The sequence below is a fragment of the Staphylococcus sp. GDY8P85P genome (genome assembly GCF_017892405.1).
GTDB classification, from domain to species: domain Bacteria; phylum Bacillota; class Bacilli; order Staphylococcales; family Staphylococcaceae; genus Staphylococcus; species Staphylococcus borealis.
On sequence record NZ_JAESLA010000001.1, the window covers coordinates 22004 to 36318 of the forward strand.

Genomic DNA, 14315 nt, shown 5'->3' on the forward strand with positions numbered 1-14315 from the left:
AATGGGAGGAATCACTTTGACTAAAGTATATTTTAACCACGATGGTGGTGTAGATGATTTAATATCTTTGTTTTTATTGTTACAAATGGAAGATATTGATTTAGTTGGTGTAAGTACAATAGGAGCAGATTGTTATTTAGAACCGTCTGTTAGTGCTTCATGTAAAATTATTAATCGATTTTCTAATGCATCATTACAAGTTGCGCCATCATATGAACGTGGTGCCAATCCTTTTCCGAAAGAGTGGAGAATGCATGCATTCTTTATGGATGCATTGCCGATATTGAATGAACAAACGACGAATCAACAATCTGACATGAGCAACCTAGAAGCGTATGAGGATATTATACGCGTATTGAGCGAGTCAACAGAAAAGATAACATTATTGTTTACGGGACCATTAACAGATTTGGCTAAAGCACTTACGATTGATCCAAGCATTCAGAAGAATATTGCTAAATTAGTGTGGATGGGAGGGACTTTTCTTGAAAAAGGTAATGTGGAAGAGCCAGAACATGATGGTACAGCTGAATGGAACGCATTTTGGGATCCAGATGCGGTAAAAGTAGTATTTGATAGTGACATTGCTATAGATATGGTGGCTTTAGAAAGCACGAATCAAGTGCCATTAACATTAGATATTCGACAAATGTGGGCAAACGAACGTCATTATTCGGGCGTTGATTTTCTAGGTGTTAGTTATGCGGCAGTCCCACCTTTAACACATTTTATAACTAATTCAACTTACTTTTTATGGGATGTCCTAACCACTGCTTATGTTGGTAATCCTGAATTGGTTCAATCAATAACAAAGCATGTTGATGTTGAACATCAAGGACCAAGTCAAGGGCGTACATATGTGACAGAAAAAGGTCGTCCTGTCCAAGTTGTTACGAGTGTAAATCATGATGACTTCTTTAAATATATTACGCAGTTAGCTAAAAAAGTAGATTCTCCTTCATAAATGTAAACTTTTTATTTTATAAAGTTTACATTAGTGGTATAATCATCTTCGTAGAAGGAGGATACAACATGAATACAAGAAATTTAGTTTACACAGCTTTAATGACAGCGATTATTTGTGTTTTAGGATTGGTTCCGGGAATTCCGCTTCCGATTATGCCAGTACCTATCGTATTACAAAATATTGGTATATTTTTAGCAGGTATTATATTAGGTAAAAAATATGGGACACTCAGTGTCATTGTCTTTTTACTATTAGCAGCTGCAGGTTTACCAGTTCTTTCAGGTGGACGTGGAGGAATTGGCGTATTTGCAGGACCATCAGCAGGATTCTTATTCTTATATCCGGTTGTTGCGTTTGGTATTGGTTTTGTAAGAGATCAATATTTTAATAAAATCAATTTTGCCGTATTATTTGTTACTACATTAATAATTGGTGTGTTATTTTTAGATATCGTCGGTACAATTATTATGGGCTTCATTATACATATTCCAGTAAGTAAAGCCTTCTTATTGTCATTTACTTTTATGCCAGGAGATATCATTAAAGCCATCATTGCAAGTTTAATTGGCGTAACACTTTTAAATCATTCACGCTTCAAAAGTTTGATACAATAAGACTAACAAATGAACGAGGCAGGTGGATGTAGTGATGTCGAATATATCAATCCGAAACATTGCTCAAGAGGGGCATCTATATCATGAAGATGAACGAATAATGATTTACTTAACACCTTCACAACCCTTGAAATATGATACAAATAAGTGGGTGTATAAAGAAATGCCAACTATAGAACAGTGGCATAAAGATATGACTACACAGTATGAATTGCATGAGAAACAGCATTCGAATCATTTAGCGTTTACTTTTCCAGAGAATGAGAGATTGGAAGAAGTATGGAAAAATGCAATTGAAAAGGAAGGATTTCAACTAGGTTTACTTGAATTCTATATTATAGAAGGTAATGAATTAACACGCTTACCTAGTCGAAAAGATGTTGTGATTGAAGAAGTAAATGAAAGCAATATGGAAGATTATTTGAATATTTATTATTCATTTGCCTTGCCTTATGGTAAACCGTTTGCGATTGAGAGTGTCAATGACACGAGACGGACAATTCAGCATAAAAAAGATAACATATGCCGACTAATAGCATACGTTGACAAAGCACCTGTAGGTACTGTTAATGTGATTGAAACTGAGGAAACCATCGAAATTGATAGTTTTGGTGTTATGGAAAACTTTCGAAGACAGGGTATTGGATCAACTTTACAAGCACATATAGGTAGCATAGCAAACGAACGTCCAGTTATACTCGTAGCTGATGGAAAAGATACAGCCAAAGATATGTACACGAAACAAGGTTATACGTACCAAAGCTTTGTGTATCATATCATCAAAGAAGATGTAAAATAAAAAAACCACTGACGCATTTGGAAGATTAATCCAATGTGTCAGTGGCTTTAATACGTTCTGGATGACTATAAACATTAAAGTTGCCATCTCTAATAAAACCAATTGCAGTTATATTTAAATCATTAGCTAACGTAATCGCTAACGTAGTAGGTGCAGATTTGGATAAAATGACGCCTACACCTATTTTAGCCGCCTTTAATAATATTTCCGATGAAATACGCCCACTAAAAATAAGTACCTTATTTCTGACAGGTATACGTCTTTCAAGACAAAATCCATAAAGTTTATCGAGCGCATTGTGACGGCCGATATCTTGTCTATGTTCAAAAAATTCATCACCATCACTAATGGCAGCATTGTGCAACCCACCTGTTTGTTTAAACAATGTACTTGCAGATTGTAGACCAGTCATCATATTGAGCACTTGTTTCGGCGTTAATGTGATTTTAGACATTGAGGTTTTAGCGATAGCTGCATCATTGTGAAAGTAAAATTCTCTACTTTTTCCACAGCATGATGCAATCATACGTTTAGTTGAATACTCAAAACGGTCGCCTAAATCTTTAGTTAACTCTACATGTGCGAAACCTTTACTATCATCTATTTGCAAAGCGCGTATTTCTTCTTTTTTATAAATAGCTCCCTCAGAAGCTAAAAATCCCACTACAAGTTCTTCCATATGTGTTGGACTACAAATGACTGTAGCAAATTCTGTGCCATTAACAATAATTGTCAGTGGAAATTCTGTAACATAGCTATCTGTTGTATTGATGAGTTGCCCGTCTTCATAGCGGAGGATAGATTGCCCTTGTAATACATCTTTATCCATTTTTATTTCTCCTTTAGGCATATATAACTCTATATTAAAACTTTTGAACATTATTTGAAAAGATTTAAATTACATATAAATAATTGATAGTATATTAAATATATTTAATAATGTGAAGATTAGGTGAAATTTATCATTTTATACCTTTTAAAAGTTATAAATAAGCGTATAATAAGTGGTATAAAAAGAGGAGTTTGTGAAATGAAACTTAAACATTTCATGGCAGTTATTGCTACATTAGTTATTATTTTAGCAGGATGTTCAAATTCTGGTAGCAATGATAGTGGAAATAAATCATCTGACTCAAGCAAAAAAGATAGTGACAACAAACAAGAATTACAAATTTCGGCAGCAGCTAGCTTAGGTGATGTAAGTAAAGCATTAGAGAAAGAATTTAAAAAGGATCACAAAAATGTTGATGTAAGCTTTAACTATGGTGGTTCTGGCGCATTAAGACAACAAATTGAAAAAGGCGCACCAGCTGACGTTTTCATGTCTGCGAACACTAAAGATGTTGATATGCTAAAAGATAAAGACAAAGCACACGATACATACAAATATGCACATAATAAGCTTGTCTTAGTTGGAGATAAAAATAGCGACAAAACATCAGTTAAAGATTTAGAAGATAATGAAAAATTAGCAATTGGTGAAGTTAAAACAGTTCCAGCTGGTAAATATGCGAAACAATATTTAGAAGATCAAGGTTTATATAATGACGTTAAAGATCATTTAGTTTATGCCAAAGACGTTAAACAAGTATTAAATTATGTTGAAAAAGGCAATGCCGAAATGGGCTTTGTTTATGAAACAGATTTATATACTGACAACAAAAAAACAGATAAAGTAAATGAAATTAAAGAAGCAGAACTTAAAAAACCAATCACTTATGAAGCAGGTGCAACTTCAGATAAAAAACTTGCGAAAGAGTGGATGGACTTCTTAAAATCTGACAAAGCGAAAGATATCTTAAAAGAGTATCATTTCGAAGTTTAGGAGGTTGAAGAATGCCTGAATTAACACCTTTTTGGATATCGATTCAAGTAGCCGTCATAAGTACGATTATTGTAACAGTACTAGGTATTTTTATATGTCGATTGCTTTATAAGGGAAAAGGGCATCTTACTAAACTCCTTGAAAGTTTTATATTATTACCCATTGTTCTACCGCCAACGGTGCTAGGGTTTATATTACTCATTATATTTTCTCCTAGAAGTATTGTAGGACAATTTTTTGAAGAGGTACTACATCTTCCAGTAGTATTCACAATGACAGGTGCAGTAATTGCATCTGTCATTGTTAGTTTTCCGTTAATGTATCAACACACGATTCAAGGATTTAGAAGTATTAACCCTAAAATGTTAAATACTGCTCGTACCATGGGGGCAAGTGAAAATAAAATATTCTATCGCTTAATTTTACCGTTATCTAAACGTTCAATCATCGCTGGGATTATGATGAGTTTTGCTCGTGCAATTGGAGAATTTGGTGCAACATTAATGGTTGCAGGTTACATACCAAATAAAACGAACACGTTACCACTTGAGATATACTTTTTAGTGGAACAAGGTAGAGAAAACCAAGCTTGGTTATGGGTGCTTGTGTTAGTCGCATTTTCAATTACTGTAATTGGTATATTGAATTTTGCTAATAAAGATAAATATAGGGAGGTAGATTAGATGTTAGAGTTAAAGCTACAATATCAATTAAAGAAGACGTTGATTGATATTAACATTCATGATACTGTCCCTAAAATTTATGCAATACGAGGACCTTCAGGTATAGGTAAAACGACAGTATTGAATATGATAGCAGGTTTAAGAAAACCGGATAAAGCATATATTAAAATAAATGATAGACTTATCACTGATACTGAACATAAAGTGAACGTGAAAATCCAAGAGCGTCATATTGGTTATTTATTTCAAGATTACCAATTATTTCCGAACATGACAGTGAATAAGAATATCACTTTTATGGCTAAACCATCTGTTCACATAGATGACTTAATGGATCGCCTAAATATTCATCATTTAAGCGCGCAATATCCAGCGACGCTTTCAGGAGGCGAATCTCAACGTGTTGCATTAGCACGTACATTAAGTACGAAGCCAGATTTAATTTTATTAGATGAACCCTTTTCAAGTTTAGATGATGCGACAAGAGACGAGGGAATCAAGTTAATCAAACGTATTTTTAAAGAATGGAAGATACCTATTATCTTTGTTACACATTCTAATTTTGAAGCCGAAGTTTTAGCGGATAAAATCATAAAAATAGGGTAATAAAAGCGCCTCTTTGTAAAAGAGGTGCTTTGTTCGTTATAATGATAGAAATGGATCTTAACTAGAGAGGGCAATAAAAATGACGAGGGAACGTTATTCGAGACAAACTTTGTTTAAAGGAATAGGAGCTAACGGACAAAATAAAATCAGTCAAAAGCATGTACTTATTGTTGGTATGGGCGCATTGGGAACACATGTTGCTGAGGGACTCGTTCGTGCAGGAATAAACACACTTACAATTGTGGATAGAGACTATATTGAATTTAGTAATTTACAGCGTCAAACATTATTTACGGAAGAGGATGCTAATAAAATGCTTCCTAAGGTCGTCGCGGCTGAACGTCATTTAAAAGCATTGCGTCAAGATCTAGCACTCAATACGTTCATTACGCATGTTGATTATTATTTTTTAGATAAACATGCACAGCATGTAGATTTAATCATTGATGCTACGGATAATTTTGAGACAAGACAATTAATCAATGACTTTGCTTATAAAGAGAAAATACCTTGGATTTATGGTGGTGTCGTACAAAGCACTTATATAGAAGCTGCATTTATACCCGGACAGACACCATGTTTCAACTGTTTAATGCCACAACTCCCAGCAATTAATTTAACGTGTGATACAGTCGGTGTTATACAACCTGCAGTCACAATGACAACGAGCTTTCAATTGCGAGATGCCCTTAAATTATTAACTGAACAATCAGTGCCTAGTAAATTAACATACGGGGATATATGGGAAGGACAACATTATACATTTGGCTTTAGTCGTATGTTCAGAAATGAATGTCCAACGTGTGGTTCAAATCCATCATTTCCTTATTTAAATCAACAACATACATTATATGCAACATTATGTGGTAGAGATACAGTACAATATGATAATGATAATATTACCCAGGAAATGGTGCGAGAGTTTCTCAAACAACATCAACTTAATTATAGAGAAAACAAATATATGATAATGTTTGAATATAAAGGGCATCGAATTGTTAATTTTGAAGGTGGACGGATGCTTATACATGGCACAACAAAAACGTCAGATGCCATTCATTTAATTAATCAATTATTCGGATAGGAGTGAATTTAATGCATCAACATGATCATGCGAAAGTAGACAGAACGATTCATTGTGCAGTCTTGACAGTTTCAGATACTAGAGATAAAGAAACAGATAAAGGTGGTCAACTTGTTCAAACTTTAATTCAAGACATTAATGTAGAAGTCGCAAAGTCACATTATGCGATTGTCAAAGATGATAAAGAAGCGATTTATTCTCAAATCAAACAATGGTTGGCAACTGATATTGATGTCATTATTACAACAGGCGGTACTGGTATTGCGCAAAGAGATGTTACGATTGAAGCAGTTAAACCCATCTTTGATAAAGAAATAGAGGGATTTGGAGAATTATTTAGATATTTAAGTTACGCAGAAGATGTGGGCACAAAAGCATTATTATCAAGAGCGGTTGCTGGTACAGTCCAAAATAAATTGATTTTCAGTTTACCTGGATCAACTGGCGCTGTGAAATTAGCTATTGAAAAGTTAATTAAGCCAGAATTAAATCATATGTTGCATGAATTGAATAAATAAAAAAATAGTCATGGATTTAAACTTAAATGATAGGTTTCCCTAATTGAAGTTTTGCATCCATGACTTTATTATTTAAATTGAACATAGTATATGTGCTTAGAATAGCTTATCGACGATAATCACCTGATTTGCCACCTGATTTTGATTCAAGATACGTTTCACCGATGATCATGCCTTTGTCTACTGCCTTCGTCATATCATAAACGGTTAGTGCAGTCGCTGATGCGGCAGTTAATGCCTCCATTTCCACACCAGTCTTTCCTGTTGTGGAGACAATCGCAGTGATATTTAATGTATAAGTCATGTTGTCATTCGTTTGCCAATCAAATTGAACATCAATGCCAGTTAAAGGTAAGGGGTGGCACATAGGTATTATTGTTGATGTGTTCTTGGCGGCCATAATACCAGCAATTTGGGCCGTATTTAATACGTTACCTTTCTTATTAGTATTATCAATTATTTGTTTATAGATTGTTTCATTAACAGTAATGCTAGAATGGGCTTGTGCAGTACGCTTCGTAACAGCTTTATTTGAAACATCAACCATTTTAGCATTACCTTGTTCATTAATATGAGTGAATTTTGACATATTAACCCTCCTGATAGGGATAGTATATCATGATTTTAAATTATAAATTGGAGATGAAATCAATGGCAGTTGAAAAAAGAAATCCTATACCAGTGAAAGAAGCAATACATCGTGTTGTCCAACAAGAGATATATTTGAATCAAATTGAAGTGAATTTAGATGAGAGTTTAGGATATATTTTAGCAGAGGATATTGTTGCGACTTATGATATACCTCGTTTTAATAAATCACCTTATGATGGGTTTGCGATACGCAGTGAAGACTCTGCAGGTGCATATTCAGAAAACCGCAAACAATTTAAAGTAATTGACCATATAGGTGCAGGTTCAGTTTCAAGTAAAACACTTGGTCAAAATGAAGCGGTGCGTATTATGACGGGTGCACAAATTCCAGAAGGCGCCGATGCAGTAGTGATGTTTGAACAAACAGTTGAAGACGGGGATACATTCACGATACGTAAATCATTTGAAGCAAATGAGAATGTATCGCTTAAAGGTGAAGAAACGACAACTGGAGATATTGTTTTGAAAAAGGGACAAGTCATTAACCCCGGTGCAATAGCCGTATTAGCAACGTATGGTTATACTAAAGTGCCAGTTACACGTCGCCCTAGCATTGCTGTCATTGCAACAGGTAGTGAACTATTAGATGTGAACGATGACTTACAACCAGGAAAAATCCGCAACTCAAATGGTCCAATGATTAAAGCATTATCAGAGAAGATTGGCTTAAACGTGGAAGCATACAAAATCCAACAAGATGATTTAGAAAGTAGTATTGCTGTAGTTAAAGATGCTATGTCTAAACACGATATTGTTATAACAACTGGCGGTGTTTCTGTTGGAGACTTTGACTACCTACCAGAAATTTATAAAGCAGTTAATGCTAAAGTATTATTTAACAAAGTTGCAATGCGACCTGGTAGTGTAACAACGGTAGCTGTTGCTAATGGACAATATTTATTTGGCTTGTCAGGCAACCCATCTGCTTGCTTTACCGGTTTTGAATTATTTGTGAAACCAGCTGTTCAGCATATGATGGGCGCAACTGCATATTACCCTCAGGTTGTTAAAGCGACATTAATGGAAGATTTTACGAAAGCTAATCCATTTACACGTTTTATTCGAGCAACTGCTAATTTCTCACAAAGCGGTGCGACTGTAGTACCATCAGGGTTTAATAAATCAGGAGCAGTAGTGGCAATTGCACATAGTAATGCAATGATTATGTTGCCAGGGGGAACAAGAGGATTTAAAGCTGGACATACAGTAAATGTTATTTTAACTGAATCTAATGTTTTTGAGACGGAAATGACCTTATGATTTTGCAAATCGTAGGCTTTAAAAATTCAGGAAAAACAACATTGATGCAACATACGATACAATTTTTAAAATCTCATGGTTACACTGTAGCAACAATCAAACATCATGGTCACATTGGCGATGATATCACGCTTCAAGAGGATCATGTAGATCATATGAAACACTTTAATGCTGGAGCAGATCAAAGCATTGTGCAAGGTGAACACTATCAACAAACGGTCACGCGTGCATATAAACAAAATCTTACTCAAATGATTGACCAATCTGTTACAATTGATTGTAATATCATTTTGGTTGAAGGATATAAAGATGAACATTATGATAAAGTAATTGTTTATCGAACAACTGAAGAACTAGAACAGCTAAAGCAATTGACATGTGTTAAATATTGTTACCATGTTCAAGATATACAAGCATTATCACATTATGATAATTGGCTATTACAATGGATAGAGCAAAGGAATTGACACTAAATGAAGCAATTTGAAATCGTTACTGAACCTATACAAACGGAACAGTATCGAACATTTACTATAAATGAACACCAAGGTGCTGTAGTGGTCTTTACAGGGCATGTAAGAGAGTGGACCAAAGGCATTAAAACGGAATACTTAGAATACGAAGCGTATGTTCCTATGGCAGAGAAGAAATTAGCGCAAATTGGTGATGAAATTCAAGAACGTTGGCCAGGGACAATTACCACCATTGTTCACCGAATTGGGCCGCTCCAAATTTCAGATATTGCAGTATTAATTGCAGTATCATCACCACATCGTAAAGATGCATATCGTGCGAATGAGTATGCGATAGAGCGTATTAAAGAAATTGTTCCAATCTGGAAAAAAGAAATATGGGAAGATGGTGCAGAATGGCAGGGCCATCAAAGAGGTAGCCACGACCTTGCAACTAAAGGAGAGGACTAGTGTGAAGGTATTATACTTCGCTGAAATAAAAGAAATTTTGCAAACTGATAGTGAAATACTTGATATTAATGAAACAATTGATGTTGATAATTTTAAACAAAGATTGTTTGAGAGACATCCCTCAATTCAATCTAAAAAATTTCAGGTTGCAGTAAACGAAGAATTTGTACAAGAAGAGGATATCATTCAACCAACAGATACAGTTGCATTGATTCCACCAGTAAGTGGGGGTTAACAGGAAATGAAAGCTATTATTTTAGCAGGTGGTCATTCAGAACGCTTTGGTACGGCTAAAGCGTTTGCTGAAATAGATGGACAATTATTTTATCAACGAATTGTTCAAACATTACAAGAAACAAATATGTTTAATGACATCATTATTAGTACGAATGATCAATTAGCTGATCAATTTAAACATGATCATGTTATTATAGATGACACTAAAAATAAAGATAAAGGGCCACTTGCTGGTATATATACTGTAATGGAGCAATACAATGATGAGGAATTATTCTTTGTCATATCTGTTGATACGCCGATGGTAACTGGTAAGGCCATCAGTGCATTGTATCAGTTTTTAGTTTCTAAACTAATCGAAGATCAAATTGATATTGCTGCATATTCAGAAAATGGACGTGTCATACCAACCATTGCATTTTATCACCCAAATTGTATAGACGTTATGAAAGAAGCTTTAGATTCAGATGATTTTAGCTTACGACACGTATATAATCAAGTGACGACAGAATGTATAGATGTTACAAGCATACAATCACCTGAATATTGGTATAAGAATATTAATTATCAAGAAGATTTAGCCACATTGAAACATCAGATAAATCATTAAGGAGGATCCATGTATGGTTGCACAAATCAAAGATAAATTAGGTCGACCTATTCGCGATTTACGTATTTCTGTAACTGATCGTTGCAATTTTAGATGTGATTATTGTATGCCTAAGGAAATCTTCGGTGATGACTACGTGTTCCTACCTAAAGATGAGTTATTAACGTTTGAAGAGATGGTGAGAATTGCGCGTGTTTATGCAGAGCTTGGCGTGAAAAAATTACGTATAACAGGTGGGGAACCATTGCTTAGACGCAATTTATATCAATTAATTGCTGAGTTGAACAACATTGATGGTATTGAAGATATCGGTATGACGACGAATGGACTCTTGTTGAAAAAGCATGGTCAAAAATTATATGATGCGGGCTTAAGACGTATTAATGTTAGCTTAGATGCTATAGATAATGAAGTGTTCCAAGCCATCAATAATCGTAATATTAAAGCAACTACTATTCTAGATCAAATTGATTATGCAGTATCTATTGGTTTCCATGTTAAGGTAAACGTTGTAATCCAAAAGGGTGTAAACGATGATCAAATCATCCCAATGGTCGATTACTTTAAAGATAAAGATATCGAAATTAGATTTATCGAGTTCATGGATGTTGGTAATGATAATGGTTGGGACTTCAGTAAAGTTGTGACCAAAAATGAAATGCTAGATATGATTGAAGCGCATTTTGATATTGAACCAGTCCCTCCTAAATATTTTGGGGAAGTCGCAAAGTACTATAGACATAAAGATAATGGTGCTCAATTTGGTTTAATCACAAGTGTCTCAGCTTCATTTTGTTCTACATGTACGAGAGCACGTTTATCATCGGATGGTAAATTTTATGGTTGTCTATTTAGTACTGTTGAAGGCTTTGATATTAAATCATTTATTCGTTCAGGTGTGACGGATGATGAATTAAGAGAACAATTAATAAGCTTATGGAACATTCGTGACGATCGATATTCAGATGAACGTACAGAACAAACAGTTAAAAATCGTCAACGTAAGAAAATTAATATGAACTACATTGGTGGTTAAATTAAGAACGGGAGTGGCGCAGAATTTAAAAAGAATTCTGTCTCGCTCCCGTTCTTTTAGAATATAAATTCACTTAACAGATTACATTTAAAGTAAATCATTATTTAATAGAATACCTATGATTAAAGTATAGGAATGTCATAATAGCACTGAGTATATGTATAACAGATTTTGTATTAAACACTAATCAGAAAACAAATAAAATTTGTAATAGATTAAATTGTGTATGTGTTATATAATTTTGTTAAGGAAAATTAATTTTTTAAAGCAATAACTACATCTTAGAATCAACATTGGAGGTCTTTAATTATGGCAACAGAAAAAGTACAACGCTTTATTGCAGCAGAGAGAGAATTAAGCCAATTAAAACATTGGTTAAAATCATCGTATAAAATTTCCATTGAGGAATTTGTAGTTTTATTTAAAGTTTATGAAGGTAAAAAAATTAGCGGTAAAGAATTACGCGATACATTGCATTTTGAAATGTTATGGGATACAAGCAAAATTGACGTGATTATACGTAAAATTTATAAGAAAGAATTGATTTCTAAATTACGCTCTGAAACAGATGAGCGACAAGTTTTTTATTTCTTCAATGCAACACAACAAAAATTATTAGATAAAATGAAATCTGAAATCGAAGCAATTAGTATTGCTAATTAATAGATTATAATAAGCGCTAGGAAATGTTTTAATGATTTCCTAGCGCTTTATATTTATTGATATTGCATTTTGACTTTTCTACCATGAACAAAAAAGTAAAGTACAATGCTAAGTGCAGCTACAATAGCCATAATAATATAAACTTCTGTATAGCTAATGAAACCTGTAAATAAGCCTAATAAAGATGGTCCGAATCCAATGCCGATATCTAAACCAATAAAGTAGGTTGATGTTGCGATACCATATTTACTCGTAGGTGACACTTTAATAGCGATTGCTTGCATTGATGACGATAAATTGCCATAACCAATACCTAGAAAGACACCAGCAAGTAATAACATCCAGCCACTATAACTGAATACTAATAAGACAAAGGTAATGATTAGTGCGATAAATGCTGGATAAACAACAACATTTTCAGTACGTGCATCAATCATACGTCCTGCAATTGGACGTGTAATTAATGAAGCGATGGCATAACAAATAAAGAAATAACTGGATGCTTCTAATAAATGACGTTGCTCTGCAAAGAATTTTAGGAAAGTGAGTATGGAAGCATAGTTTAATGCAATAACCATCATAACAATAGATACAGGTACTGCTTCTTTAGCAATAAAGTTGTGAATGTTGAAACCAGACGCTTGAGCTACTTTAGCATCCGTTTTATTATGAACGGCATCGAAATCAATTTTAATAAATAAAGAAATAATTAAACTAATAAGGCCTAACACGACACATATCGTAAATAATAAATTGATAGAAAATGATTTTAATAATAAGATGCCAAAGAAAGGACCTATAGCTGTTCCAAGTACTAAACTAAGAGAAAATAAGCTAATACCTTCACTCTTACGTTCAACTGGTGTGACATGTGCAGCTATCGTGCCAGTTGCTGTAGTCGCAATAGCTGTTGCAATGCCATTTATTAAACGTACGAACATTAAAAATGTAATTGATCCGGGTATAAAATACAGTAATTGTGTAATAAGAAGTAATAGTAATCCAGTGATTAATATTTTTTTAGGGCCAAATTTATTAACATATTTACCAGTACCAAATCTTCCTATTAAAGAACCGATAATAAACAATCCTACTACGAGTCCGGCTAGACTATCCGATGCATGATAAGTTGTCTTACTATAGTCAGCAATAATGACTAATAAAAGATACATACATAAATACACGAAAAAGTTGATCGAGAAATTAACCGTAAAACTCTTCGTGAAGATGGGTTGTTTTGCATTTATGTTTTGTGTCATTCTGCTTCCTCCTCTGCCAACGCAAGATGAAGCTTATTCATTATTGTTATGACACTTTCAAGATCTTCCTTTGATAATCCAGCATGCTTAATTAGCGCTTGTTGAACTGGTAGAATCTCACGATAAACTTCTTCGTATAGTGCCTGTCCTTTATCAGAGAGACTTAATAATTTCTCACGTTTATCTTGCTTACTTGGTTTTATAACTAACAATTCTTTCTCAGACAAAATTTTAATAATCTTACGTGTCGTAGGTTTCTCAATAAAACGACGTTTAGAGATATGAACTAGTGTCGTCGGGGAAGTACTGGCAATATCTCTTAATATTAACCATTGTCCGTGGTGTAAATCGAATCGGTCGAGTATCGGTTGCGTCCGTTTAATATACGGGCGATATAAACCGATGAAACTATTGAAGAATTCATTTGTTAACATAATATACTCCCTTCAACAAGTTAGCTTTGCTAACTATTTTTGAAACAAAAATTATAATATGACGTATTTAAAAAAATTGCAATACTTTATTAATAAGTTGTATGAATAAAAGAAGTAATCAGATAAGAAGTTTGATAAGATAGATG

19 protein-coding genes are annotated in these 14315 nt (G+C 34.0%); 15 read left to right on the top strand and 4 right to left on the bottom strand.

Annotation, left to right across the window (positions count from 1 at the left end):
* The first annotated feature begins 1 nt into the window (after position 1).
* The 3 genes from KA828_RS00110 to KA828_RS00120 all read left to right on the top strand — a co-directional run bounded on the left by KA828_RS00110 (position 2) and on the right by KA828_RS00120 (position 2380).
* Positions 2–964 (top strand): nucleoside hydrolase, encoded by a 963-nt coding sequence (locus KA828_RS00110; RefSeq protein ID WP_210125174.1) that lies wholly within the window; start codon positions 2–4, stop codon positions 962–964.
* Between the two features lie 68 nt (positions 965–1032).
* A complete protein-coding gene (locus KA828_RS00115; RefSeq protein ID WP_210125175.1) occupies positions 1033–1581 on the top strand; it encodes a biotin transporter BioY in 549 nt (182 codons plus the stop codon).
* A gap of 34 nt (positions 1582–1615) precedes the next feature.
* Complete coding sequence (locus KA828_RS00120; RefSeq protein WP_210125176.1) at positions 1616–2380, top strand: GNAT family N-acetyltransferase; 765 nt, start codon at positions 1616–1618, stop codon at positions 2378–2380.
* 25 nt (positions 2381–2405) lie between these two features.
* Here the strand turns inward: KA828_RS00120 and fdhD are convergent, their stop codons facing one another.
* Positions 2406–3209, bottom strand: a complete 804-nt coding sequence (gene fdhD, locus KA828_RS00125; protein ID WP_075108022.1) for a formate dehydrogenase accessory sulfurtransferase FdhD — start codon at positions 3207–3209, stop codon at positions 2406–2408.
* 201 nt (positions 3210–3410) lie between these two features.
* Between fdhD and modA the strand changes: the two genes are divergently transcribed.
* From modA to KA828_RS00150, 5 genes are all read left to right on the top strand, one after another.
* Positions 3411–4205, top strand: a complete 795-nt coding sequence (modA, locus tag KA828_RS00130; protein ID WP_053028582.1) for a molybdate ABC transporter substrate-binding protein — start codon at positions 3411–3413, stop codon at positions 4203–4205.
* Between the two features lie 11 nt (positions 4206–4216).
* Positions 4217–4888, top strand: a complete 672-nt coding sequence (gene modB, locus KA828_RS00135) for a molybdate ABC transporter permease subunit (RefSeq protein WP_075108020.1) — start codon at positions 4217–4219, stop codon at positions 4886–4888.
* Positions 4889–5494 (top strand): ATP-binding cassette domain-containing protein, encoded by a 606-nt coding sequence (locus tag KA828_RS00140; RefSeq protein ID WP_075108019.1) that lies wholly within the window; start codon positions 4889–4891, stop codon positions 5492–5494. It abuts the gene before it with no gap.
* A 79-nt stretch (positions 5495–5573) separates the two neighbouring features.
* Complete coding sequence (locus tag KA828_RS00145) at positions 5574–6578, top strand: ThiF family adenylyltransferase (RefSeq protein ID WP_210125177.1); 1005 nt, start codon at positions 5574–5576, stop codon at positions 6576–6578.
* 11 nt (positions 6579–6589) lie between these two features.
* Positions 6590–7096, top strand: coding sequence for a MogA/MoaB family molybdenum cofactor biosynthesis protein (locus KA828_RS00150; protein ID WP_075108017.1), 507 nt, complete (start codon positions 6590–6592; stop codon positions 7094–7096).
* 106 nt (positions 7097–7202) lie between these two features.
* On the opposite strand, the gene moaC is transcribed toward KA828_RS00150, so the two are convergent.
* Entirely contained in the window at positions 7203–7685 is a 483-nt protein-coding gene (moaC, locus tag KA828_RS00155) for a cyclic pyranopterin monophosphate synthase MoaC (protein WP_075108016.1), read from the bottom strand.
* A 62-nt stretch (positions 7686–7747) separates the two neighbouring features.
* On the opposite strand from moaC, the gene KA828_RS00160 reads away from it, so the two are divergent.
* The 7 genes from KA828_RS00160 to KA828_RS00190 all read left to right on the top strand — a co-directional run bounded on the left by KA828_RS00160 (position 7748) and on the right by KA828_RS00190 (position 12476).
* A complete protein-coding gene (locus KA828_RS00160) occupies positions 7748–9007 on the top strand; it encodes a molybdopterin molybdotransferase MoeA (RefSeq protein ID WP_075108015.1) in 1260 nt (419 codons plus the stop codon).
* Positions 9004–9474, top strand: a complete 471-nt coding sequence (gene mobB, locus KA828_RS00165) for a molybdopterin-guanine dinucleotide biosynthesis protein B (protein ID WP_070855285.1) — start codon at positions 9004–9006, stop codon at positions 9472–9474. Before KA828_RS00160 ends, mobB begins: the two co-directional genes overlap by 4 nt.
* Positions 9475–9480: 6 nt before the next feature.
* On the top strand, positions 9481–9930 hold the full coding sequence (locus KA828_RS00170) for a molybdenum cofactor biosynthesis protein MoaE (RefSeq protein WP_053028574.1): 450 nt from the start codon (positions 9481–9483) through the stop codon (positions 9928–9930).
* Position 9931: 1 nt separating this feature from the next.
* A complete protein-coding gene (gene moaD, locus KA828_RS00175; RefSeq protein WP_075108014.1) occupies positions 9932–10165 on the top strand; it encodes a molybdopterin converting factor subunit 1 in 234 nt (77 codons plus the stop codon).
* 6 nt (positions 10166–10171) lie between these two features.
* Entirely contained in the window at positions 10172–10777 is a 606-nt protein-coding gene (gene mobA, locus KA828_RS00180; protein WP_053028572.1) for a molybdenum cofactor guanylyltransferase MobA, read from the top strand.
* Between the two features lie 13 nt (positions 10778–10790).
* Positions 10791–11813, top strand: coding sequence for a GTP 3',8-cyclase MoaA (moaA, locus tag KA828_RS00185; RefSeq protein ID WP_075108013.1), 1023 nt, complete (start codon positions 10791–10793; stop codon positions 11811–11813).
* A gap of 309 nt (positions 11814–12122) precedes the next feature.
* Positions 12123–12476, top strand: a complete 354-nt coding sequence (locus KA828_RS00190; protein ID WP_053028570.1) for a SarA family transcriptional regulator — start codon at positions 12123–12125, stop codon at positions 12474–12476.
* 53 nt (positions 12477–12529) lie between these two features.
* On the opposite strand, the gene KA828_RS00195 is transcribed toward KA828_RS00190, so the two are convergent.
* Positions 12530–13735 carry an MFS transporter gene (locus KA828_RS00195; protein WP_210125178.1) on the bottom strand — a complete coding sequence of 402 codons (1206 nt, stop codon included), beginning with the start codon at positions 13733–13735 and terminating at the stop codon, positions 12530–12532.
* Entirely contained in the window at positions 13732–14169 is a 438-nt protein-coding gene (locus tag KA828_RS00200) for a MarR family winged helix-turn-helix transcriptional regulator (protein ID WP_210125179.1), read from the bottom strand. The genes KA828_RS00195 and KA828_RS00200 overlap by 4 nt, the downstream gene beginning before the upstream one ends.
* Positions 14170–14315 lie beyond the last annotated feature (146 nt).

Bases quoted from the DNA above. Each gene is read 5' to 3' on its own strand.
- moaC (WP_075108016.1), bottom strand. From the start codon at position 7,685: ATGTCAAAATTCACTCATATTAATGAACAAGGTAATGCTAAAATGGTT.
- KA828_RS00115 (WP_210125175.1), top strand. From the start codon at position 1,033: ATGAATACAAGAAATTTAGTTTACACAGCTTTAATGACAGCGATTATT.
- KA828_RS00195 (WP_210125178.1), bottom strand. From the start codon at position 13,735: ATGACACAAAACATAAATGCAAAACAACCCATCTTCACGAAGAGTTTT.
- modB (WP_075108020.1), top strand. From the start codon at position 4,217: ATGCCTGAATTAACACCTTTTTGGATATCGATTCAAGTAGCCGTCATA.
- KA828_RS00160 (WP_075108015.1), top strand. From the start codon at position 7,748: ATGGCAGTTGAAAAAAGAAATCCTATACCAGTGAAAGAAGCAATACAT.
- KA828_RS00140 (WP_075108019.1), top strand. From the start codon at position 4,889: ATGTTAGAGTTAAAGCTACAATATCAATTAAAGAAGACGTTGATTGAT.
- fdhD (WP_075108022.1), bottom strand. From the start codon at position 3,209: ATGGATAAAGATGTATTACAAGGGCAATCTATCCTCCGCTATGAAGAC.
- KA828_RS00190 (WP_053028570.1), top strand. From the start codon at position 12,123: ATGGCAACAGAAAAAGTACAACGCTTTATTGCAGCAGAGAGAGAATTA.
- KA828_RS00110 (WP_210125174.1), top strand. From the start codon at position 2: ATGGGAGGAATCACTTTGACTAAAGTATATTTTAACCACGATGGTGGT.
- mobA (WP_053028572.1), top strand. From the start codon at position 10,172: ATGAAAGCTATTATTTTAGCAGGTGGTCATTCAGAACGCTTTGGTACG.
- KA828_RS00170 (WP_053028574.1), top strand. From the start codon at position 9,481: ATGAAGCAATTTGAAATCGTTACTGAACCTATACAAACGGAACAGTAT.
- modA (WP_053028582.1), top strand. From the start codon at position 3,411: ATGAAACTTAAACATTTCATGGCAGTTATTGCTACATTAGTTATTATT.
- KA828_RS00120 (WP_210125176.1), top strand. From the start codon at position 1,616: ATGTCGAATATATCAATCCGAAACATTGCTCAAGAGGGGCATCTATAT.
- KA828_RS00150 (WP_075108017.1), top strand. From the start codon at position 6,590: ATGCATCAACATGATCATGCGAAAGTAGACAGAACGATTCATTGTGCA.
- mobB (WP_070855285.1), top strand. From the start codon at position 9,004: ATGATTTTGCAAATCGTAGGCTTTAAAAATTCAGGAAAAACAACATTG.
- KA828_RS00200 (WP_210125179.1), bottom strand. From the start codon at position 14,169: ATGTTAACAAATGAATTCTTCAATAGTTTCATCGGTTTATATCGCCCG.
- moaA (WP_075108013.1), top strand. From the start codon at position 10,791: ATGGTTGCACAAATCAAAGATAAATTAGGTCGACCTATTCGCGATTTA.
- KA828_RS00145 (WP_210125177.1), top strand. From the start codon at position 5,574: ATGACGAGGGAACGTTATTCGAGACAAACTTTGTTTAAAGGAATAGGA.